A 21,196-nucleotide genomic window follows, 5' to 3' on the forward strand; every position below is an offset into this window, starting at 1 on the left:
CAATCGGGGCAACAGCAGATCCGGATAGAGGCAGTCTTTCGGGGGACGCCAACCAGATCACTGCGATACGACGTTTTTAGGGCAGCCAGGTCAGACCGGATGCCGCGGCGCCAGCGTTCGGACGGCACGCCGGTGCATCGACAATTGCCACAACGAGTGCGACACCAGGGCCGTGATGATGATGGCGCCGCCAATCAGCCCGGTCACGGTGGGGGCTTCTGCAAAGATCATCCAGATCCATACCGGCGCAAGGATTGTTTCCAGCAGATAGAACATCGCCACCTCCGGCCCGGAGATGTATTTCGGGCCCGTCGCCAGGCACCAGAACGCGATCGGGATGATCACCGCCCCGTTCAGGACCAGCCAGACCGGTTCTTGCAGGACCAGGTTCGACGGGCTTCCCAGCATCACCATTCCGACGATGGACGGCACAATTGCCGCAAACAGTGGAGCAAACCCCAGATCGGTTCGCGCCTTGCGGCTGACGGTAATCGCACCGGCGAGAATGAAGCTCGACGCAAAAGCGAGCAGGTCGCCGGACAGATTGCCGGCCTTGATCCCATCGGAGACAATCAGCAATACGCCCAGCACCATGGCGATCATCGCCGCGAATGTCTGCGGCTTCGGTTTTTCTCCGACCAGCCACCAGGCGAGCAGGGCTGAAAACATCGGGTTGAAGGCAAGTATGAACACCAGATTGGCCGTGGTGGTGTTGAACACGGCCAGCATGAAGGTGACAGCGGCAGTGGCGTAAAGCGCCACCACCAACAGGCCGGTCTTGCCCGGGATGAAGGCGATGTTCCGTTTCAAGATCACCCGGATGACGCTCCAGGCAATGATCGCCGCGCAGAATGTAAGCGCGCTCCGCACCGCCAGAACCGACCAGACCTCGCCCTGCGCCAGCCGGATCAGCGGGATGTCGATGGTCAGCAGCAATCCGCCAAACGCGGTGATCAGCAGGCCTTTGCGGTGGTTGGCCGCCTGGCGGAGAGGATCCTGCATATGGAGGGACCTTTTGGGAGAGACGGCGGATGACTTGGGCGTGGAGCCGAATTGTTGATGAACCGGCCGTTGCAGCCCTTTATCGGGAGACTTCCTGGTCCGGTTCATACCGTTGCCAACCCTGCGCCATCAGGTGTTCCTGCGGCAGGAAGCGGGTCTTGTATTCCATCTTGCGCGATCCCTTGACCCAGTAGCCGAGATAGACATGCGGCAGGCCAAGCGTCTGGGCCCGTTCGATGTGATCGAGGATCATGTAGGTGCCGAGCGACCGCGCCGTCGCATCCGGATTGTAGAACGAATAGACCATAGACAGGCCATCGCCCATCCGGTCGGTCAGCGCCACCGCCAGCAATTCGCCCGCCGGCTGCTCCTGCAGCCCGTCGCCCTCGGTTCTCACCCGGTATTCGATGATGCGGCTGTCGACATGCGAATCCTCGACCATCATGGCGTAGTCGCCAATGCTCATGTCGGCCATGCCGCCGCTCTGGTGCCGGCTGTCGAGATAGCGCCGGAACAGCTTGAATTGTTCGCTCGAGGGTTCGGCGTGATATTCGGCGGCAACCAGGTCGGCATTGAGCGCCTTGTTGCGCCGCATCGATCTCGATAGCTTGAATTCATTGGCGAGAATGCGGACCGAGATGCAGGCGCGGCAGGTTTCGCACGCCGGCCTGTAGGCGATGTTCTGCGACCGGCGGAAGCCGCCCTGGGTCAGAAGGTCGTTCAGCTCCGAGGCTTTTTCTCCAACCAGATGGGTAAACACCTTCCGCTCGCTCTGGCCCTCAAGATAAGGGCATTCCGACGGGGCTGTCAGAAAAAACTGCGGTGAATTGATGGGTTTGTTCATCATCTCTTGGATTCAATGCTGGTCAAAGTCCATAGTACCATGGCGCAAGTAACGAAAACGTCAACCATATGATGATCACAAGCGGCGTTCCGGCGCGAAGAAAATCGCTGAACCGGTAGTGCCCGGGGCCCATGACCAGGAGGTTGGTCTGATATCCGATCGGCGTGGCGAACGACGCGTTCGAGGCAAAAATCACCGCTGCGATGAAGGGCTCTGGCGAAACGCCCATGCCTTTGGCAATCCCCAGCGCAATCGGCGTGAACAGCACGGCGGTTGCATTGTTGGACAGTACGTTGGTCAGCATCGCCATCACCAGGAAAAGTCCCGACAGAATGACGCCCGCCGAAGCGCCTTCCAGCAGGCTCAGGGAAGCGGAGGCAATCAGTGCCGCGCCGCCTGTTGCTTCAAGAGCCGTGGCCAAGGCCACGGACGACCCGACCAGAAGGAAGATCTGCCGGTCGAATGCACGGCCCGCCTGCAGGATCGACAGGCATCCGGTCAGCAGCATCAATACGGCGCCGCTGATCGCCGCCACCACGATCGGAACGATCGAGAACGCCGACAAAAGCACGATCGCGGTGAAGATCGCCACCGCGATGCGCGCCTTGCGCGATTGCGGCACGGCCTCGGCGGAATACTCGAGCAGCAGCAGGTCGTGATTGCCCCTTAGAAGCTTAATCGCCTCCATCGGGCCGCCGATCAGCAGCGTGTCGCCCGGCTCCAGCCTTATGTCCGACATCGCCGAACGTGCCATGCGGCTCTTGCGCTGCACCCCAAGAACCGAGATGCCGAACTGTGGCCGCAGGCCCGAGAGTTGAATGGTGCGTCCGGCATAGCGCGAACCCGGCGAGATCACCGCTTCGGCCAGATGGTAGTCAGGGCCGGGCGGCTGGTCGTGCTGGGTGTCCTCGACGGGGCCGTCCTCGCTTTCAAGCCCGGCACGGCCGCGCGCCAGCGCCTTGGAGAAGGCCCGCCGGGTTCCCGTCACCACCAGCGTGTCGCCGACCGACAGGGTGAGGTCCTCGAACGGCGGCAGAACCGGGACGTCACGGCGCTGGAGCAGTCTGAGCGTCAACTCGCCCAGTCCCGGAAACATGCCGGCCTTGGCGCTGATGCCGACAAACGGGTGATCGCGCGTCAGCGTGATCTCACCGATGAACTGCGCACCTGACTTTGCTCCCGCCGAGAGCTCGGCCACCCGTTCGGGCAGCAGCCGGGGAAGCACGCCAAGAACATAGGCACCGCCGACAACAGCAAGTATGATGCCCATGCCGGTGATGTCGAAGAAGCCGATGTCGTAGCCGTAATCGCGGACCACGCCGGCGACCAGCAGGTTGGTCGACGAGCCGATCAGGGTTGTCATTCCGCCCAGGATCGTGATGAAGGACAGCGGCATGAACACCCGGCTCGGCGAGATAGACCTTTGCGCCGAGATCACCACCAGGATCGGGATGAAGATCACCACCACCGGGGTGTTGTTCAGAAACGCCGAAAACAGTGCCGCGCCGACAAGAATGTAGAGAATCGGGCGAAAGGTGGCGGCTCCACCCATGCGTCCGAGTTTGCGCGCTGGCGCTTCCATGGCGTCGGTTGCAAACAGGCCTTGCCCGACGATCAGCAACGCGATCACCGTGGCGAGCGCCGGATTCGAAAACCCTGCCAGCAGCTGTTCCGGTTCGAGATCGGCGCCGTCCGGCCCGGTGAAGGGGAAGAAGCCAAACAGCACAAGCACAGCGGCAAGCGAGACCAGCGAAACAGTCTCCATCGGCCAGCGTTCGGACGCATAGGCGATGATGGTGGCCGCGATGATGACAAACGTGGCGATGAGATGAAAATCTGGCATGGACGCGGTGCGACTCCGGTGACGCGATCGGGACACCACTTTACAGCTTTGCCGGCTCCAGCGCCTAGGGCGAATATTTCAGCTCACGCATATCCGGCGCAACGGATGCTGCGATCGGTGTCAAAACCCGGAACGGACGTTCCGGCCGATGGTTCCCGCACGATGGTTCCGGACCGAAACCGGGCAGTGGGGTGAGGTGTCCTGGCCGTCTTGCCGCCGCACCCGAACTGCCTGCAAGAAAGCAGCCGGCCGATCAGAACCGCCGCAACGGACTATTGAGCCAGAAGCGCGTCCACCTTTGTTTTCACCTTCTGCACCGCCTCGTCCTTGACCGGGCCGTAGCCGCGTATCTCCATCGGTGCAGACAATACCTGCTGCCAAAGTTCTGCATTTGCTGGGGTGATCTCCTGTTCGCACCGCGCCATCAGGGCCTCGAACCAGCTGATGAGCCCGCGCTCCATCTTGCGCTCGGCGGTGTAGCCGAAGGGATCGAGGGCTGTTCCGCGCAGGCCCTTGAGCCGGGCGAGCATGGAAAGAGCCGGCCGGATTGCTGGCCCGAAGGCCCGCTTCAGCGGCCGTCCGCGCGCATCCTTGCCGCCGCCGAGCAGCGGTGGCGCGAAATGGTGCACCACCTTGAAGTCACCTTCGAAACGGTCCTCAAGGCTCTTGCGGAAAGCCGGGTCGCCATGCAGCCGCGCGACTTCGTACTCGTCCTTGTAGGACATCAGCTTGAACAGCGACCTGGCTGCCGCACTCGCAAGCGTCTCGCGATGTTCGGCGGGCATTTTTGTGGCAAAGCCGTCGAGGCGGCAGCGATACCGGTCTGCCCAGACTGCGTTCTGGTAGCCTTCGAGGAACTCGGCCCGCCGTGCGACGATCGCGTCGAGCGATCCCGCAAAATCCGGCTTCGGGTTGAGGTGCCGCGCCAGAACCGACGGATCGTCCGCCATAAGCCGGCCGCAGGCCAGCGCCCGCTTGTTGGCGTCAACGGCGACATTGTTGAGCTCGATCGCCCGCATCAGCGCATCGAGCGTCACCGGCACCAGCCCGCGCTGCCAGGCAAAGCCGAGCATCATCACATTGGCGAACACGGCGTCTCCGAACAGTGCCTCCGAAGTGGCGTTGGCGTCAAACGCAGCCAGATTGTCGGCACCAACGACCGCTGCGATGGCCGATGCGCGGCTGTCGATGTTGAGATCGGCATCGCGCCTGAGCACCAGATCGCCGGTCGGCATCGATGCCAGGTTCAGCGCCACCGACGTGCCGGAGCGGTAAGTGCCCGATGCCTTGGGCGAGGAAGAGACAACCACGTCGCAGCCGATCACAGCATCGGCCATGCCGGTGTCGATGCGGACCTGGTTGATGTCGTCCGGCTCGCGGCCAATTCGGACGAAGCTCAGGACCGCGCCGAATTTCTGCGCGAATCCGGTGAAGTCGAGAATGGTGGCGCCCTTGCCCTCTAGGTGTGCCGCCATCGAGATCAGCTGGCCGACAGTCACCACACCGGTGCCGCCGACGCCGGTAACCAGCAGGTTGAACGGTGCATCAAGCGCCGGAAGCGCGGGCAGGGCCACGCCCTGCATCAGGCTGTCGAGATCGAGTTCCGCCGGTTTCGGCTTGCGCCGCACCGCGCCTTCAACCGTCACGAAACTCGGGCAGAAACCATTGAGACAGGACATGTCCTTGTTGCAGTTGGACTGGTTGATCTGCCGTTTGCGGCCGAATTCGGTCTCCTTCGGCTCGATGCTCAGGCAATTGGATTCGGTCGAGCAGTCGCCGCAGCCCTCGCAGACGAGTTCATTGATGACGGCGAATTTCTTCGGATCCGGCAGTTCGCCGCGCTTGCGGCGGCGGCGCTTCTCGGTGGCGCAGGTTTGCTCGTAGATCAGCACCGAGACACCGGACACCTCGCGCAGTTCGCGCTGGACCGCATCCATTTCGGCCCGCGCGTGAATGGTGATGCCGCCCGGGAAATCGGTGGCGGCGAACTTTTCCGGATTATCGGAGACCAGCGCGATGCGCTCGACACCCTCGGCGCGGCAGATATGGGCGATGGCTTGCACAGACACCGGGCCGTCGACCGGCTGGCCGCCGGTCATGGCCACCGCGTCATTGTAGAGGATCTTGTAGGTGATGTTGGCGCCCGCCGCGATCGCCTGGCGGATTGCCATCGAGCCGGAATGATACCAGGTGCCTTCGCCGAGATTCTGGAAGATGTGGTCCTTGCCGGTAAAGCGCGAGGAGGCCGCCCAGTTGACCCCTTCGCCACCCATCTGGATCAGCGACGAGGTTTCCCGGTCCATCCAGCTGGCCATGAAATGGCAACCGATGCCGGCCAGCGCCTTCGAGCCCTCGGGCACCTTGGTCGAGGTGTTGTGCGGGCAGCCGGAACAGAAATAGGGCGTGCGCGTTGCCCCGGGATCGCTGAGCGCGATGACCGGTTCTCCGGTGATCTCGGCCGCCCGCGCGGCAAAATCCTCACCCCGGAACACCCCGTCGAGCCGCTTGGCAATCAGTGGCACCAGCTGCCGCGGCGAAAGTTCGCCGGTCCAGGGGATCAGCCGCCGCCCGGTCTCGTCATGCTTGCCGACCATGCGCTGCGGCTTGTCGCCGGGCCAGTCATAGAAATATTCCTTGAACTGGCTTTCGATGATGCCGCGCTTTTCCTCGATCACCAGCACTTCGCGCTTGCCGCGGACGAAGTTAAGCGCGGCGCGGCGCGCCAGCGGCCAGACCATGCCGACCTTGTAGATGTCGATGCCGAGCGCCCGGCAGCGCGCCTCGTCAAGCCCGAGCAGCCTGAGCGCCTCCATCAGATCGAGATGTGCCTTGCCGGTGGTCACGAAGCCGAACCGCGCGTCCTTGATGCCGTAGATCGCCCTGTCGATCGGGTTGGCATCGGCGAAGGCATAGACTGCGTGTTTCTTGGCCTCCATCCGCTCCTCGATCTGCGGTCCCGGCAGATCGGGCCAGCGGTAGTGCAGGCCGGTGGCAGGTATCTGAAAGTCCGGCTCGGCGAACACCCGGTCAGGCTTGAGCAGGAACGAGCTGGCGCCCTCGACTGTTTCCGAAATTGCCTTGAACCCGACCCACATGCCCGAATAGCGCGACAGCGCGTAGCCATATTCGGCAAATTCGAGATATTCCGAAACGCTAGCCGGATTGAGCGTCGGCATGAACCAGGCCATGAACGCCACGTCCGACTGGTGCGGCATCGAGGACGAGACGCAGCCATGGTCGTCGCCCGCCACCACCAGTACTCCGCCATGCGGCGATGAACCATAGGCGTTGCCGTGCTTGAGCGCGTCTCCGGCCCGGTCGACGCCGGGCCCCTTGCCGTACCAGAGCCCGAATACGCCTTCGACCTGGCGGTTCGGATTGGTCTCCACCTGCTGCGAGCCAAGCACGGCGGTTGCCGCCAAATCCTCGTTGACCGCGGGCAGGAACTCGATACCGCCTTCCTTGAGCCGCGCCTTCTGCCGCCACAATTCCATGTCGAGACCGCCCAGCGGGGAGCCGCGATAGCCCGATACGAAACCGCCGGTATTGAGCCCCGCCGCCCGGTCGCGCCGCGCCTGGTCGAACACCGCACGGACAAGCGCCTGCGTGCCGGTCATGAACACCCGGCCGGATTGCAGCGCATAGCGGTCGCTGAGCGTATAGGTGGATGTGGCGGACGTATGGAAAGTCATGGGCAGCTCCTCTGCCGCCGATTGTAGCATTCCGGGGCTGGTAGAACTTGCCAGATTGGCCAGGTAGAGGTTAGAAAATGAAATGAACTTTCAGAATTCGCATGGAGTACGAAAGGAATTTTCGAAATGTCGGAGAAAACAGAAATTCAACCGGCTGACCGGCAGCTTCTCGCAGCCTTGCAGCGGGATGGCCGCATTTCCAACCAGGACCTGGCAGAATGCGCCAACATGTCGGCGTCTGCCTGCTGGCGGCGGGTCAAGGCTCTGGAGGAGGGGGGCGTCATCGAGCGCTACACCGCGCTGGTCAATCCGGAAGCCGTCGGGCTGGGGTTCCACGCCATGGTCCACGTCGTGCTTTCACGCCACCAGGCCGGCCATGTCGAGAATTTCATTCAAGCCGTAATGACCCGCCCGGAAGTGCTCGACTGTTTCGCCACCACCGGCGACGCCGACTATCACCTGCGCATCCGCTGCAAGGATCTGAGCGCCTACAACGCATTCCTGGAAGAGTTCATGTTCGCGCTCGAAGGTGTTTCAACGGTCAAGACCAACCTGATCCTGCGTCAGTTGAAGCATGAAACCCGGGTAGAGGTGTGAGTTAGCTCCGCACCACCACGGTGCCCAAGAGCCAGTCATGCACGGTCTGTTTGCGGTCGAGCACCAGCGTGGCGAGCAGGATGAACGGGGTCAGGACTGCATTGAGCGCCCAGAACAGCACACTGTGGACCACGGCGAGCATGAAATCGACCGGCCGTCCGTCGAGGCGAACAAGGCGGATGCCCATCATCCGCATGCCCGGTGTGGCCTGGTTCGGCCCGCCCATTGTCATGCCGACATAGGGAATGACCACCAGCAGGAACAGGATCGGGTAGAGAAAGAAGCCCAGTCCCAGCGTGAAGATGCCGATGAAGAAGATCAGGATCGCAACCGGAACACACAGCGCCAGAACGATGGCGTAATCGATGAAAAACGCCAGAACGCGCTTGGTGCGCACACCGTCATACAGCGCAATATCATCGTAAGCGCCCATGGTGGCTTCGCTTGCGCTGTCGGGGATCGGCTGGCTCATCGGTTTCTCCTGTCATCTCATGCGGGCGCTTGGCCTGCACACGGGTAATGTAGGAACTCGAGCGCCTCAGTTAAAGGGTTGGTCCTGATGCAGCCAGTGCTTCACCAGCCGCCCTTGGCGAGCAGCCGTGCCGCTTCGGGGGCGAAATAGGTCAGGATGCCGTCGCAGCCGGCGCGTTTGAACGCCAGCAGCTTCTCCATCATGATCCGCTCGCCGTCGATGTAGCCGGCAGCAGCCCCGGCCTTGATCATCGAATACTCGCCCGACACCTGGTAGGCGAAGGTCGGCAGGCCATAGGTGTCCTTGAGCGCCCGGCAAATGTCGAGATAGGGCAGGCCGGGCTTGACCATCAGCATGTCGGCGCCTTCCTCGACATCCATTCCTGCGTCGCGGATCGCTTCCATGGCGTTGGATGGGTCGAGGTAATAGGTGCGCTTGTCGCCCTTGAGCAGTCCCGATGTGCCGATCGCCTCGCGGTAGGGGCCGTAGCACGCCGACGCAAACTTGGTCGCATAGGACATGATCGCCACATTCTGGTGCCCGGCCGCATCCAGCGCCTGCCGGATCGCGCCGATGCGTCCGTCCATCATGTCCGATGGCGAGATGATGTCGGCGCCCGCATCGGCCTGGTGCACGGCACCTGCCGCAATCTGGCGCACGGTTTCGTCGTTGACGATCTCGCCGTCGCGCAAGATGCCGTCATGGCCGTGGCTGGTAAACGGATCGAGCGCCACGTCGGTGATGATGCCGATATTGGGCACCGCCTGCTTGATGGCGCGGGTGGTCTGGTTGATCAGGTTGTCCGGATCGAGAATATGCGAACCGGTCTCGTCGCGCTTTTCCATTTCGACATTGGGGAAGGTGGCAAGCGCCGGAATGCCGAGATCCGCCGCCATTTTTGCCGCTTCCACCGCCTTGTCCACGCTCATCCGGTTGACCCCGGGCATCGCGTCGATCGGTTCGGTGACGTTGGTGCCGGGAACGATGAAGATCGGCCAGATCAGGTCATCCACCGTCAGCCGCGTCTCGCGCACCATCCGCCGCGACCAGTCGGCGACCCGTGTGCGGCGCATGCGCCGGTGGCCGGTGATCTCGTCCACATTGCTTGCCGCCGCTGCTGCCAGTCCTGCCGCAGTGTTTTTCGAATCCGCACCCATTGCTTTCCATCCCTTGGCTTCCGTCGCGCCCGATGTCCCGTGCAGGCTCGCTGGCGCTCGTGTCAGTCGCTTTAGACCGCACCGGGGGCGGGACGGTCAAGCTGGACAAATCATCTCACCGTGTCTGCGGGGTCGCGTGGGCTTGCCCCGTGTGCCGCGCATTGGTTATGACAGAACCCGCCGGGGTGTCTCAACAACCTCTGCTCCCCGGACAAGGAAGGTCCCAATGATGGCGATATTGCAGATCGGAACCGCCCCGGAAGTCGGCGCAGGCGCACTGGAATCGAGTTTCCGGCTGTTCATGCGGCTGGTGGCGCTGAGCTGCCTTCTCGCCGGCCTGCAGTACTGGGGACGGCTGATCGGCTATTCCGATGGCGGCGTCTACCGCTTCGATCTCATCCCGTCCTATTGGCAGCTGGCCTCGGCATCGCTCGCCGTGCTGCTGCCGGTCGCCGCTGTCGGGCTGTGGATGCAGGTCTCCTGGGGGCCTGTGATCTGGGTGGTTGCAGCCGGTTCGGAGATCATCATGCACAAGGGCCTGCCGCAGTGGTTCGGCGAGCGTCCGTTGCTTGTCATCGCCCACACAGTGGTGATCTCGGTCTATGTCGGATTCCGTGTTGCTCTCTTCGTCAAGCGCCGCCACGACGCCCGGCAGGTAAGAACTGATTCACTTTGATTGACGGTCGGTGGCCGGTAACCCGCTGTTAAGCTTGCAGTTTAAGTAGAATTTTAGGCGTATTCGATAGGGTCTGTCTCAAGGCGGGAACAAAAGCCGCCACAACAAACAGTGAGGCAGTCATCATGTCATATACCAATTCAGCCCTTGCGGCAGGACCCAAGTCCGCAGTTGCAAACGACGAGTCCGAAGCCCTGCGCGATCTCTATCTGGAATCGCTGCAGCTGGTCGAGCGGCTTCACCGCCGTCTGCTTGATGTCATCAAGGACGAGTTCGACCGCGCCAACCGCACCGACATCAATGCCATCCAGGCGCTGCTGTTGTTCAACATCGGCAATTCCGAGCTGACAGCCGGCGAATTGCGCAGCCGCGGCTACTATCTCGGCTCCAACGTCTCCTACAACCTCAAGAAACTGGTTGACCTGGGTTACATCAATCACCAGCGCTCGCGGGTCGACCGCCGCGCGGTGCGCATCAGCCTGACCGAGCACGGCACCGAGATCGCCGAAACCGTTGGCGCACTCTATGACCGTCACATCAACTCGATCGCCAAGGTCGGCGGCATCGGCGCCAGCGAGTTCGAGGAACTCAACAAGCTGATGCAGCGCCTCGACCGGTTCTGGAACGACCAGATCCTGTATCGCCTCTGATCCGGCGAAATCCGAAAACACCAAAAAGCGGCGGGCTTCGAACCTGCCGCTTTTTGCGTTTCTGCACCTGAGAACCTGCGGAGGAGGGGGCTGATCTTCCGACAGATCGGACGTTTCCAGTCGTTTGTGATGCCCGTGCCGCGGGCATTGGGTGTTGTAATCCCGATCACGCCAGGCTGCAGTCTGCCGGTCCGGCCCGGCGGCGAACCATGAATTAGCCATATTGCCGTGACAGCAAATGTGCTAAGCACAAGCGCGATGACAAGAAGCAGCCTCGCGAGGCTTTTTCGCTTGTCGTATGCTCACGTAAAAGTGTTGCGGGCCTGGTTTTGGTCCCCAAATTTTAACGTTAACACTGGTATTCAACGCCAGACCTGACGCTAGACACGAATGCATGGTGGAATACGGATGAACAAGCCAACCCGACCTGAACCCCTTTCCCGTCGCCGGTTTATCGGCCGCGCCGCAGCGCTGGCAGCCGCGACTGTAACGGCAGGTCCCGCCCTGGCCCAGACCGCCATTGAAGATATCATCAACTCGCCCCGGCGCGGCAGCTGGGATGACCAGTTCGATGCCAAGAGTTCCCGGTCCGTGGCCGAAACCACCACGCGTCACCCGATCGCGAGCGCCGATACGATCGCCTTCGTCGAACGCGCCATCTTCGATTACCAGAACCTGGTGGCCCGCGGTGGCTGGCCTTTCGTGCCTGCGACCAAGAAATTGCGCATGGGCGTATCCGAGCCGGAGGTTCGCATCCTGCGCCAGCGGCTGATGGCTTCGGGCGATCTGGATCAGAGCGCCGGGCTTTCCAACGCCTTTGATTCCTATGTCGACGGCGCGGTGAAGAAATTCCAGGCCCGCCACGGCCTTCCGCCGGATGGCGTTCTGGGCAGCTATTCCTACCAGGCTCTCAACGTCTCCGCAGATGTGCGTCTGGGCCAGCTCGAAACCAATCTTGTCCGGTTGCGCTCGATGTCGGGATTCCTCGGCGACCGTTATGTCATGGTCAACATCCCTGCAGCCCAGATCGAGGCGGTGGAGAACGGCAGCGTCGTGTTGCGGCATACGGCGATTGTCGGCAAGATCGACCGTCAGACACCGATCCTCAATTCCAAGATCCACGAGATCATTCTCAATCCCTACTGGACCTCGCCGCGCTCGATCATCGAAAAGGATATCGTGCCGTTGATGCGCAAGGATCCGACCTACCTGGCGCGCAACAACATCCGCCTGTTCGACAACAAGGGCCAGGAAGTTGCTCCGGAAACGATTGACTGGCATGCCGAAAAGGCACCGAACCTGATGTTCCGTCAGGATCCGGGCAAGGGCAACGCCATGTCCTCGACCAAGATCAATTTCCACAATCCTCATGCAGTCTACATGCATGACACCCCGCAGCAGGGTGTGTTCAACAAGCTCATGCGGTTTGAATCGTCAGGCTGCGTGCGCGTCCAGAACGTCCGCGATCTCAACACCTGGCTGCTCAAGGATACCCCGGGCTGGAACCGTCAGGCCATCGAGGCGACCATTGCTTCGCGGGAGAACACCGAAATCGCATTGTCGACCCCGGTGCCGGTCTATTTCACCTATTTCACGGCCTGGGCCTCCGGCGATGGCGTCGTCCAGTTCCGCGACGATGTCTACCAACGCGACGGCGTCGACGAACTGGCGCTGCGCTGAACCGGGTTCACGCCTGACAGCCAAGCTTGAAAAGCCGCCCTTTCCGGGCGGTTTTTTGTTTCACGCTGCACAATGACGCAATCAGGCCTGCGGATATTGCCCTCGTCATGCGACGGGGGTAAACAGCCGCATCCGGTCGGAAAATAGCTGGTCCGGATTCGAGCTTATCTTTGGACGCCGCCAACACCCATGGCAGGCGTTATGCCAGACCCGAGTCATACCCCGAGTCACACAAGGAACCCGGAACATGTCCAACGCGACCGCCACCGCCGCCCGCTTTTCAGATGCATCGTTCAATCGCACCCTGGCTGAGGCCGATCCGGCCGTGTTCGGCTCGATCCAGAGTGAACTGGGTCGCCAGCGTCACGAAATCGAGCTGATTGCTTCCGAGAACATCGTCTCCCGCGCGGTTCTGGAGGCGCAGGGCTCGGTGATGACCAACAAATACGCCGAAGGCTATCCCGGCCGACGCTATTATGGCGGTTGCCATTTCGTCGATATCGCCGAAGAGCTGGCGATCGAACGGGTCAAGCAGCTGTTTGATTGCGGTTTTGCCAATGTGCAGCCCAATTCCGGCTCGCAGGCCAACCAGGCCGTTCTTCTGGCGCTCGCCAAGCCCGGCGACACGCTTCTCGGCATGAGCCTGGATGCAGGCGGTCACCTGACCCACGGCGCCCGGCCGAACCTGTCGGGCAAGTGGTTCAATGCGGTCCAGTACGGTCTCGATATCGCCACCGGCACCATCGATTACGATCAGGTCGAGGCGCTCGCCCATGAACACAAGCCGCGCATCATCATTGCAGGCGGCTCGGCCTATTCGCGCCGCATCGATTTCGCCCGGTTCCGTGCGATCGCCGATGCTGTCGGCGCCATTCTCTGGGTCGACATGGCGCATTTTGCGGGCCTCGTGGCTGGCGGTGCGCATCCGAGCCCGTTCCCGCATGCCCATGTCGCGACATCGACCACCCACAAGACCCTGCGCGGTCCGCGCGGTGGCATCGTTCTCACCAATGACGAGGACATCGCCAAGAAAATCAACTCGGCCGTGTTCCCCGGTCTTCAGGGCGGGCCGCTGATGCACGTCATCGCCGCCAAGGCCGTTGCCTTCGGTGAAGCGCTGGCCCCCGAGTTCAAGCAGTATATCGGCAACGTCGTCCGCAACGCCGAAGCCCTGGCCGAAACGCTTGTGGCAGGTGGTCTGGAAATCGTCTCCGGCGGCACCGACACCCACCTGATGCTGGTGGACCTGAGGCCTAAGAACCTCACCGGCAAGGCATCCGAGTCCGCTCTCGGCCGCGCCTTCATTACCTGCAACAAGAACGGTGTTCCCAACGATCCGGAAAAGCCGACGATCACCTCCGGCGTCCGTCTCGGCACCCCGGCAGGCACCACGCGTGGTTTCGGCGAGGCCGAATTCCGCGATATCGGTGCACTGATTCTCGAAGTGCTCGACGGTCTCAAGGCTGCCAATTCGGAAGAAGGCAACGCCCAGGTGGAAGCCGCGGTGAAAACCAAGGTGATGGCGCTGACCGAACGTTTCCCGCTCTATCCGCACCTCGGGTAGACCCAGATGCGTTGTCCTTATTGCGGTTCCGAAGACAGTCAGGTGAAGGATTCGCGGCCCGCCGAAGACGGGGCCGCGATCCGCAGGCGTCGGGTCTGCCCCGATTGCGGTGGCCGGTTCACCACCTTTGAGCGGGTTCAGCTGCGTGATCTGCAGGTTCTGAAGAAAACCGGACGCAAGGTGCCGTTCGATCGCGACAAGCTGGCGAAGTCATTCCAGATAGCGCTTCGCAAGCGCCCGGTTGATCCCGAGCGCATTGATCGGGCGGTTTCGGGAATAGTCCGCCGGCTTGAAAGCTCCGGAGAGACCGAGATCGCCACCGACGAGATCGGCCTGCTGGTGCTTGAAGCGCTCAAGGCCCTCGATGATGTCGGTTTCGTCCGCTACGCCTCGGTCTACCGGGATTTCTCCGGTCCCGAGGATTTCGAGCGGACCATCGCCGAATTGACCGCGCGGATTGCCGGCGACAGTTCCGTCGGGGATATCTGACATCATGGCGGTGAGCGCGCTCGACCGCCGTTACATGGCGGCGGCAATCCGTCTTGCCCGCTGGCATGAAGGCCGCACCGGATCCAACCCGTCGGTCGCAACGCTGATCGTGCGCGAGATCGAAGGCGCTCCGGTGATCGTCGGCCGCGGCGTCACCGCCATCGGCGGCCGTCCGCATGCCGAACCGCAGGCGCTGGCTGAGGCAGGCGAGCTGGCGCGTGGCGCAACAGCCTATGTCACCCTGGAGCCCTGTGCCCATCACGGCCGCACCCCACCTTGCGCCGAGGCACTGGTAGCCTCCGGCGTGACCCGCGTGGTCGCCGCCGCAACCGATCCCGATGAGCGTGTGTCAGGCCGTGGCTACGCCATTTTGCGTTCGGCCGGCATCGTGGTTGAGGAGGGCGTCTTGGCCCGCGAGGCGGAGCGCGACCTGGCCGGTTACCTCACGCGCCGCATGAACAACCGCGCCCATGTAACTCTAAAATTAGCAATTTCTAAAAATGAGAAGATCGGCCGGCGCGACGGCAAGCAGGTGGCCATCACCGGCGAGATCACCCGCAACCAGGTTCACGCGCTGCGTGCCCGGTCTGATGTCATTCTGGTCGGGGCGGGCACTGCGATCAATGATGATCCGGAACTGACCTGCCGGCTTCCGGGGCTCGAAGACCGCTCTCCGGTGCGGCTGGTGCTTGATACGCATCTCAGATTGCCGGCGAAATCCAGGCTGGCGGCTACGGCTCGCGATGTGCCTCTCTGGATCGCCACCGCAGCCGCGCCGGATGATCCGCGCCGGGCCGAACTTGCCGCACTGGGCGCGGAATTTCTGGCCTGCGATGCGCATGATGGCCGGATTGCATTGCCGGAACTGCTCGAGGATATCGCCGCGCGCGGCCTCTCGACGGTGTTTGTCGAAGGCGGCGCGGAAGTTGCCCAGGCCTTTTTGGCCGAGGATCTCGTTGACCGGCTGATCCTGCTGACGGGGGAGGGCGTGATCGAGGGCGATGCGGTGAATGCACCGGTCACCCGTACCACGGTGCCAGAGACTTTCCGGCCGGTCGCATCCATGAGATACGGGGCCGACCAGATGGATGAATACGAAAGGGCCTGAAACCATGTTTACCGGCATCATCACCGACATCGGCCGGGTGGCCGCCGTGACCAAGCGCGATCAGGGCGTGGGCTTGCGCATCGAAACCGCCTGGGATCCGGCCTCCATCGACATTGGCGCCTCGATCGCCTGTTCCGGCGTCTGTCTCACGGTGACCGCGCTTCCGGCGAAGGGCGAGAATTCCCGCTGGTTCGAGGTCGAGGCCTGGGAAGAGGCGTTGCGGCTGACCTCGGTCGGCACGTGGTCGCCCGGCACCCCGATCAATCTCGAGCGCTCGCTGAAGATCGGCGACGAACTCGGCGGCCACATGGTCTCCGGTCATGTCGACGGGCAGGCCGAGATCATTGCCATCAAGGATGAGGGCGAGGCCCGCCGCTTCACCCTGCGTGCGCCCGGGGACCTCTCCCGCTTCATCGCACCCAAGGGGTCGGTGGCGCTCGACGGCACCTCGCTGACGGTCAACGCCGTCAAGGAGACCGATTTCGACGTTCTGCTGATCAGGCATTCGCTGTCGGTGACCACCTGGGGAGACCGTGCAGTCGGAGATCTGGTCAATCTCGAGGTGGACCAGATGGCGCGTTACGCCGCCCGTCTCGCCGAAACCGCGAAACCGGCCTGACCGCTTATCCGAACGAGGTGTTGCCCGGGCGGTGATATTGCGGCTGTCCGAGGCTGAACCGGGCGGCAAGATGCAGCCCGAACACCGCGAACACATGCATCAGCCAGAGGGAATCGTTGCGCGCCAGGAAAAACGTTTCGAGGAACGACAGCAGCGCGGCAAACACGATGATCATGAAGAACATGTCCGCGATTTTCCGGTTGCCCGGGATTTTCCGCGCTCTGGTGTAGTTGATCACCGGCCCGACGAACAGCACCCAGAGCAGCACCGATCCGCCAAGAAATCCGAGATTGAGCAGGATATCGAGATAGTTGTTGTGGCCGTGGACGATGAAGCGGTAGTCCCACGCAGCCTCGAAAGGCTTGTCCAGCAGGAACACGTTGTCGGTGCTCCAGAAATTGTACAGACCAAAGCCGAGCCAGGGCTTCTCCGGTATCTTCGACAGGCTGAACTCCCAAAGCGTGGTACGCCCGGTATAGGTTCGATCGCCAAGCAAATCCTCGATGAAGTAGGAGATGCGGCCGCTGTAGAGCGAGCCAAGGGTCACCATCGCCACCGCGCCCAGCGTGCCTAGGAACGCCAGGACGGCCGCTCCGCTGCGCCCGAACAGCCCGGCCATCAGCACGATCATGATCGACAGCGGAAAAAAGCCGCTGGTGGTTTTCGATCCGGTCTTGAGCACGAACAACGCGCCAGCCAGGAAGATGATCAACCCGCCGAAACGATGGCCTGTCCGCATCAGGTACAGCCCGAAAATTGCGATCACGCACATCACCGGACCGGCAACGTTCTTGTGGCTGAAATGACCACGCCAAAGCCCGGCATGCTGCGGCTCATAGGCGTCGTAGCCGTGCATCGCCAGATCGGGCACCAGGACAAGCCCGCCATAGGACATTGCCAGCGCCGCAGCCGCTCCGGCGAGCAAGGCAAGCTGAAAATCCTTTTCGCTGCGCGGCAGGATAATGGTCGCAAACGCGATGAACATGCCGATCACTGTCAGCACCACGCCGCGGATGGTCGAATCCGGATCCGGAGCACGTGCCACCGAGTAGGCCAGCACCACGGCGAGCAGCAGAAAACTGGGCGAGATAAGGCTGCCGAGCACCTTGCGGCTGGCGAGGCACATCGTCGCCACCGCAAACACCAGCCCGGCGGCAAGAAAACCGACCTGGTTGACGATGCTGCCGCCGTCACCGCCGGTGTCGCTGACCAGGCTCGCGCTGGCGAACGGCTGCAGCGAGATCAGCATCAGCGCCATCCCGAGCGCGGAAAGCACAATCGCTGTCAGCCGCAGCACCCCGGGTGTCATGATGCCGGGCCGGGCAAAGTCGAGGCTGTCCTGCAACGGCGGCCATGCCGGCCGGCGCAGTGGGGCTGAAGGGTATGATGATGCGTGGCGCATGCCGTTGCCCGGGCGAGAGGTGTCAGGCTCGGAGCATCGGCATTTGTGGTTAACCGAGTGTAAATATTACAAAGGGAACACGATGAAGCTGCAGGCCGGAGGGCAGGGGCCGGCACACTGTCCTTGGCTCAACTGCCGGCCTCGGTCTTGGCTGGCGCGTTTCCGCCGTTGTCCGGATCGCCAAGCAACGCCAGCGCTTCAGCTCCCTTTGGGCAAAGCCCGTAGATGCCGGTAGCCACGCGCTCGAACCAGCCATAGTGATTGTCCGCCATCAGCGTTCTCGCCCTGTCCACGCCGGAAGCCTTGGCGACAAGGGCTGCTTTTGTCGGCCCAAGCTCGGACAGCACCCGCGCACAGCGCAGGGCGTCCTGGCGGTAGGCGGTCATCAGCCCCTGCCGTGTGGCGCCGCCTGAATTGGGATCGCCGGTCCGCCTGGCGAATTCCTTGAGCAGCCGGGCCTTCTTTATCTTTGATTTCCTTGGCTTGTAGGGGGCAGGGTCGGCGTGCACCTCCACAAGGCCGTCTTTCAGGCGCACCGTCATCAACCCTAGGCCAAGCCGGCGGCAGAGCGAGGTATTGGCGGCAATCGCCTTTTGAAAGGTTCGCCCGGTTCCGCGCGGCACCGCGATATAGACCACGTCTGTAATGGCCTGCCGTTCGATTCCCTGGTGAAACAGCGACAGCGAAAACCCGGTTTTCAGTTCCACGACAACCGGGTCCTCATCGTCGCGAACAGCAACGATGTCAGCCGCCCCGATCTCGCCCTTGACCGAATAGCCCTGGGCTTCGAGCAAGGCTTTGACCGGTGGATAAAGGTCAGTTTCACGAGGTTTGGCTGCACTCATGATTGCCTGCATAGCGGAGTCGGTGGCCTGCGCAAAGATGTTGACACGGCCTGATGTCTGAACCGATTGGCGAAAGCACACGGTCTGCACCGCCGCCTGTGCGCCGGTTGCTTGAGCGGACAAAAGGCCGCTAGAGTTGGTCCCGTGGCCATTTTCCCTTGCCAAGCCGTGGACAAAGTGATTTGACCGCGCTCTGATCCGACCCAGTTCTCAGGTTCCAATCCGGAATCCAGACGCGTGGCAATTCTGTCCGCAAAAAGGAAAGCCGTCATGGCAAAGCCCAAAACCCCGCATCTTCTGATCGTTGAAGCGCGTTTTTACGATGATATGTCCGACGCCCTGCTGGATGGCGCGAAATCCGCGCTCGATGCAGGCGGCGCCACCTATGATGTCGTCACTGTTCCCGGTGCGCTGGAAATTCCGCCTGCCATCGCCATGGCGCTCGACGCAATGGATGAAGGCGGCGCGGAATATGACGGGTTTGTCGCGCTTGGCGTGGTCATTCGCGGCGAAACCCACCATTTCGACATTGTCGCCAATGAATCGGCCCGTGGCCTGATGACATTGTCGATTTCCGAATCCCTTGCGCTTGGCAACGGCATCATGACCACCGAGAATGCCGAACAGGCTTGGGAGCGGGTCAAGAAGGACCGGCTCGACAAGGGCGGCTTTGCGGCGCGGGCAGCGCTGTCGATGATCGCGTTGAAAGACAAACTGGCGGGTTGATCGTGGCGACAGAAGAAACCTCCTCCACACCGGCTTCCCAGCCGGAAATCAAGGCCGCCAACCAGCGCGGCGCGGCGCGGCTGGCTGCCGTCCAGGCGCTTTATCAGATGGATATCGGCGGCGCGGGCGTGCTCGAGATCGTTGCCGAATACGAAGCCCATCGCCTGGGCAGTGAAATCGACGGCGAACAGTACCGCCCCGCCGATCCTGCCTGGTTCCGTGCCGTCGTCTCCGGCGTCGTCGAAAACCAGCGCGCACTTGATCCGGTGATTCGCTCTGGTCTCACCGAAGACTGGCCACTGTCACGTCTGGATGCGACCTTGCGCGCGATCCTCAGGGCAGGGGCGTGGGAACTCTCCCGCAAGAAGGATGTGCCGGTCGCTGTCATCGTCAACGAGTATGTCGATGTGGCGCGGGCCTTCTTCGATGGCGAGGAACCCAAGATCGTCAACGCGGTCCTCGACCGTCTGGCACGCAAGTATCGTGAAGATCCCAAGACCGGCAAGGACTGAGCATATGGCGTTTCTCGACAAGGTCGGGTTGGCCGGCGCGACCGACGCCGAGAACCTGGCCCGCCGCAATGCGCTGCTGTTGTCCGGTGCGCAGGCCTTTGGCGGCGCTGCCGCTCCGATTGCCATTTCCATGGGCGGCCTTGCCGGCTTCTACCTGCTCGGCTCAGACAAGTCGCTCGCCACGGCGCCCGTCACCGGCTTCAACATCGGTGTTGCCGTCGGCGCCTTGCCTGCCGCCTGGCTGATGCGCCAGATCGGCCGCCGTTACGGCTTCCTCTCGGGCATGGCTATGACCGCGCTTGGCGGCATTATCGCTGCGATTGCGCTGTTCCGGCATGAATTCTGGCTGTTTGCCTTCGGCATGGCCTTTATCGGCCTTGGCGGCTCGTTCGTGCAGCAATACCGTTTTGCCGCAGCCGACGGATCTCCGACCAATTTCAAGGCGCAGGCCATATCCTGGGTGCTGGCCGGAGGTGTCTTCGCCGCGATAATCGGGCCGCAGACGGTGATCTTCACGCGCGAGCTGTTCGATCCGGTGATGTTTGCCGGCTCGTTCGTGGCCCTGGTTCCGCTGGCCCTGATCACCATGTCGATCCTGTGGTTCCTGCGCATCCCCAACGACACCAAGCCCGGCGATGCCGGCCATGATGAAACTCCGGCCCGTCCGCTGTTCGAGATCATCAGCCAGCCGCGCTTCATCACGGCCATGATCTGCGGTGTCGGGTCCTATGCGCTGATGACCTTCATGATGACCGGTGCGCCGCTGGCCATGGTCGGCTGCGGGTTCTCGCCCGAACTGGCAACGCTTGGCATCCAGTGGCACGTGATGGCGATGTTCGCGCCGAGCTTCTTCACCGGCAAGCTGATCGCGCGTTTTGGCCGTGACACCATCACCGCCACCGGCCTCTTCATTCTGCTCGGGTGCGCCATCGTCGCGCATATGGGGATCGAGCTGTGGAATTTCTGGCTCGCCCTGGTGCTGCTGGGCGTCGGCTGGAATTTCGGCTTCATCGGCGCCACCACAATGGTGACCATGACCTACCGTCCCTCCGAGAAGAACAAGGTGCAGGGCTTTCACGATGTCACCCTGTTCGGCATCGTTGCCTTCGCGTCGCTGATGTCGGGCAAGGTGCTCAACGCCTGGGGATGGGATGCGCTCAACACCCTGTTCTGGCCGGTTGCCCTGTTCTGCCTGCTGGCGCTTGGCGCACAGGTCTTCTGGGAACGCCGCCGGTCATTCTGATCAGCTGACGGGACCGGCTGCCGGTCTGTCCCGCTCCACTCCGGATTTTGGGCACGCCGGCATCGAACTTCCCAA

The 21,196-nt window shown here is 62.3% G+C and carries 19 protein-coding genes; 11 read left to right on the top strand and 8 right to left on the bottom strand.

Annotation, left to right across the window (positions count from 1 at the left end):
• Positions 1–90 precede the first annotated feature (90 nt).
• The 4 genes from WNY80_RS13325 to WNY80_RS13340 all read right to left on the bottom strand — a co-directional run bounded on the left by WNY80_RS13325 (position 91) and on the right by WNY80_RS13340 (position 7,381).
• Positions 91–1,002, bottom strand: coding sequence for a DMT family transporter (locus WNY80_RS13325; RefSeq protein WP_342887866.1), 912 nt, complete (start codon positions 1,000–1,002; stop codon positions 91–93).
• 79 nt (positions 1,003–1,081) lie between these two features.
• Positions 1,082–1,849 (bottom strand): arginyltransferase, encoded by a 768-nt coding sequence (locus tag WNY80_RS13330; RefSeq protein WP_342887867.1) that lies wholly within the window; start codon positions 1,847–1,849, stop codon positions 1,082–1,084.
• A gap of 19 nt (positions 1,850–1,868) precedes the next feature.
• Positions 1,869–3,689 (bottom strand): SLC13 family permease, encoded by a 1,821-nt coding sequence (locus tag WNY80_RS13335; RefSeq protein ID WP_342887868.1) that lies wholly within the window; start codon positions 3,687–3,689, stop codon positions 1,869–1,871.
• Between the two features lie 272 nt (positions 3,690–3,961).
• On the bottom strand, positions 3,962–7,381 hold the full coding sequence (locus WNY80_RS13340; RefSeq protein ID WP_342887869.1) for an indolepyruvate ferredoxin oxidoreductase family protein: 3,420 nt from the start codon (positions 7,379–7,381) through the stop codon (positions 3,962–3,964).
• A 126-nt stretch (positions 7,382–7,507) separates the two neighbouring features.
• On the opposite strand from WNY80_RS13340, the gene WNY80_RS13345 reads away from it, so the two are divergent.
• On the top strand, positions 7,508–7,978 hold the full coding sequence (locus tag WNY80_RS13345; RefSeq protein WP_342887870.1) for an Lrp/AsnC family transcriptional regulator: 471 nt from the start codon (positions 7,508–7,510) through the stop codon (positions 7,976–7,978).
• A gap of 1 nt (position 7,979) precedes the next feature.
• Here WNY80_RS13345 and WNY80_RS13350 read toward each other — a convergent pair whose 3' ends face one another.
• Together WNY80_RS13350 and hemB are read right to left on the bottom strand one after the other, a co-directional pair.
• Positions 7,980–8,411, bottom strand: a complete 432-nt coding sequence (locus tag WNY80_RS13350; RefSeq protein WP_342888002.1) for an RDD family protein — start codon at positions 8,409–8,411, stop codon at positions 7,980–7,982.
• Between the two features lie 140 nt (positions 8,412–8,551).
• Entirely contained in the window at positions 8,552–9,607 is a 1,056-nt protein-coding gene (gene hemB, locus WNY80_RS13355) for a porphobilinogen synthase (RefSeq protein WP_342887871.1), read from the bottom strand.
• A gap of 226 nt (positions 9,608–9,833) precedes the next feature.
• On the opposite strand from hemB, the gene WNY80_RS13360 reads away from it, so the two are divergent.
• The 7 genes from WNY80_RS13360 to WNY80_RS13390 all read left to right on the top strand — a co-directional run bounded on the left by WNY80_RS13360 (position 9,834) and on the right by WNY80_RS13390 (position 16,393).
• Positions 9,834–10,283 carry a DUF6163 family protein gene (locus WNY80_RS13360; protein ID WP_342887872.1) on the top strand — a complete coding sequence of 150 codons (450 nt, stop codon included), beginning with the start codon at positions 9,834–9,836 and terminating at the stop codon, positions 10,281–10,283.
• Positions 10,284–10,408: 125 nt separating this feature from the next.
• Positions 10,409–10,933, top strand: coding sequence for a MarR family winged helix-turn-helix transcriptional regulator (locus WNY80_RS13365; RefSeq protein ID WP_342887873.1), 525 nt, complete (start codon positions 10,409–10,411; stop codon positions 10,931–10,933).
• A gap of 408 nt (positions 10,934–11,341) precedes the next feature.
• Positions 11,342–12,613 (top strand): L,D-transpeptidase family protein, encoded by a 1,272-nt coding sequence (locus WNY80_RS13370; protein ID WP_342887874.1) that lies wholly within the window; start codon positions 11,342–11,344, stop codon positions 12,611–12,613.
• Positions 12,614–12,860: 247 nt separating this feature from the next.
• Complete coding sequence (glyA, locus tag WNY80_RS13375; protein ID WP_342887875.1) at positions 12,861–14,177, top strand: serine hydroxymethyltransferase; 1,317 nt, start codon at positions 12,861–12,863, stop codon at positions 14,175–14,177.
• A 6-nt stretch (positions 14,178–14,183) separates the two neighbouring features.
• Positions 14,184–14,666 (top strand): transcriptional regulator NrdR, encoded by a 483-nt coding sequence (gene nrdR, locus WNY80_RS13380; protein ID WP_342887876.1) that lies wholly within the window; start codon positions 14,184–14,186, stop codon positions 14,664–14,666.
• Positions 14,667–14,670: 4 nt separating this feature from the next.
• Positions 14,671–15,774 (top strand): bifunctional diaminohydroxyphosphoribosylaminopyrimidine deaminase/5-amino-6-(5-phosphoribosylamino)uracil reductase RibD, encoded by a 1,104-nt coding sequence (gene ribD / locus WNY80_RS13385; protein ID WP_342887877.1) that lies wholly within the window; start codon positions 14,671–14,673, stop codon positions 15,772–15,774.
• Positions 15,775–15,778: 4 nt separating this feature from the next.
• Positions 15,779–16,393, top strand: coding sequence for a riboflavin synthase (locus WNY80_RS13390; protein ID WP_342888003.1), 615 nt, complete (start codon positions 15,779–15,781; stop codon positions 16,391–16,393).
• Between the two features lie 4 nt (positions 16,394–16,397).
• Here WNY80_RS13390 and WNY80_RS13395 read toward each other — a convergent pair whose 3' ends face one another.
• Positions 16,398–17,738, bottom strand: coding sequence for an O-antigen ligase (locus WNY80_RS13395; RefSeq protein ID WP_342887878.1), 1,341 nt, complete (start codon positions 17,736–17,738; stop codon positions 16,398–16,400).
• Between the two features lie 185 nt (positions 17,739–17,923).
• Positions 17,924–18,640 carry a DUF2161 family putative PD-(D/E)XK-type phosphodiesterase gene (locus WNY80_RS13400; RefSeq protein WP_342887879.1) on the bottom strand — a complete coding sequence of 239 codons (717 nt, stop codon included), beginning with the start codon at positions 18,638–18,640 and terminating at the stop codon, positions 17,924–17,926.
• A 270-nt stretch (positions 18,641–18,910) separates the two neighbouring features.
• Here WNY80_RS13400 and ribH point away from each other — a divergent pair, with 270 nt between their 5' ends.
• Genes ribH through WNY80_RS13415 form a run of 3 tightly spaced genes read left to right on the top strand, consistent with a single transcriptional unit; the run spans position 18,911 to position 21,121 of the window.
• Positions 18,911–19,366: a 6,7-dimethyl-8-ribityllumazine synthase gene (gene ribH, locus WNY80_RS13405; RefSeq protein WP_342887880.1), complete on the top strand. Its 456-nt coding sequence runs from the start codon at positions 18,911–18,913 to the stop codon at positions 19,364–19,366.
• Between the two features lie 2 nt (positions 19,367–19,368).
• The gene (gene nusB, locus WNY80_RS13410; protein WP_342887881.1) at positions 19,369–19,878 is read left to right on the top strand and encodes a transcription antitermination factor NusB; all 510 of its coding nucleotides are present in this window, start codon (positions 19,369–19,371) and stop codon (positions 19,876–19,878) included.
• A 4-nt stretch (positions 19,879–19,882) separates the two neighbouring features.
• Complete coding sequence (locus tag WNY80_RS13415; protein WP_342887882.1) at positions 19,883–21,121, top strand: MFS transporter; 1,239 nt, start codon at positions 19,883–19,885, stop codon at positions 21,119–21,121.
• Positions 21,122–21,196: the final 75 nt, after the last annotated feature.

This window comes from Hoeflea sp. AS16 (genome assembly GCF_038900095.1).
Taxonomy (GTDB): domain Bacteria; phylum Pseudomonadota; class Alphaproteobacteria; order Rhizobiales; family Rhizobiaceae; genus Hoeflea.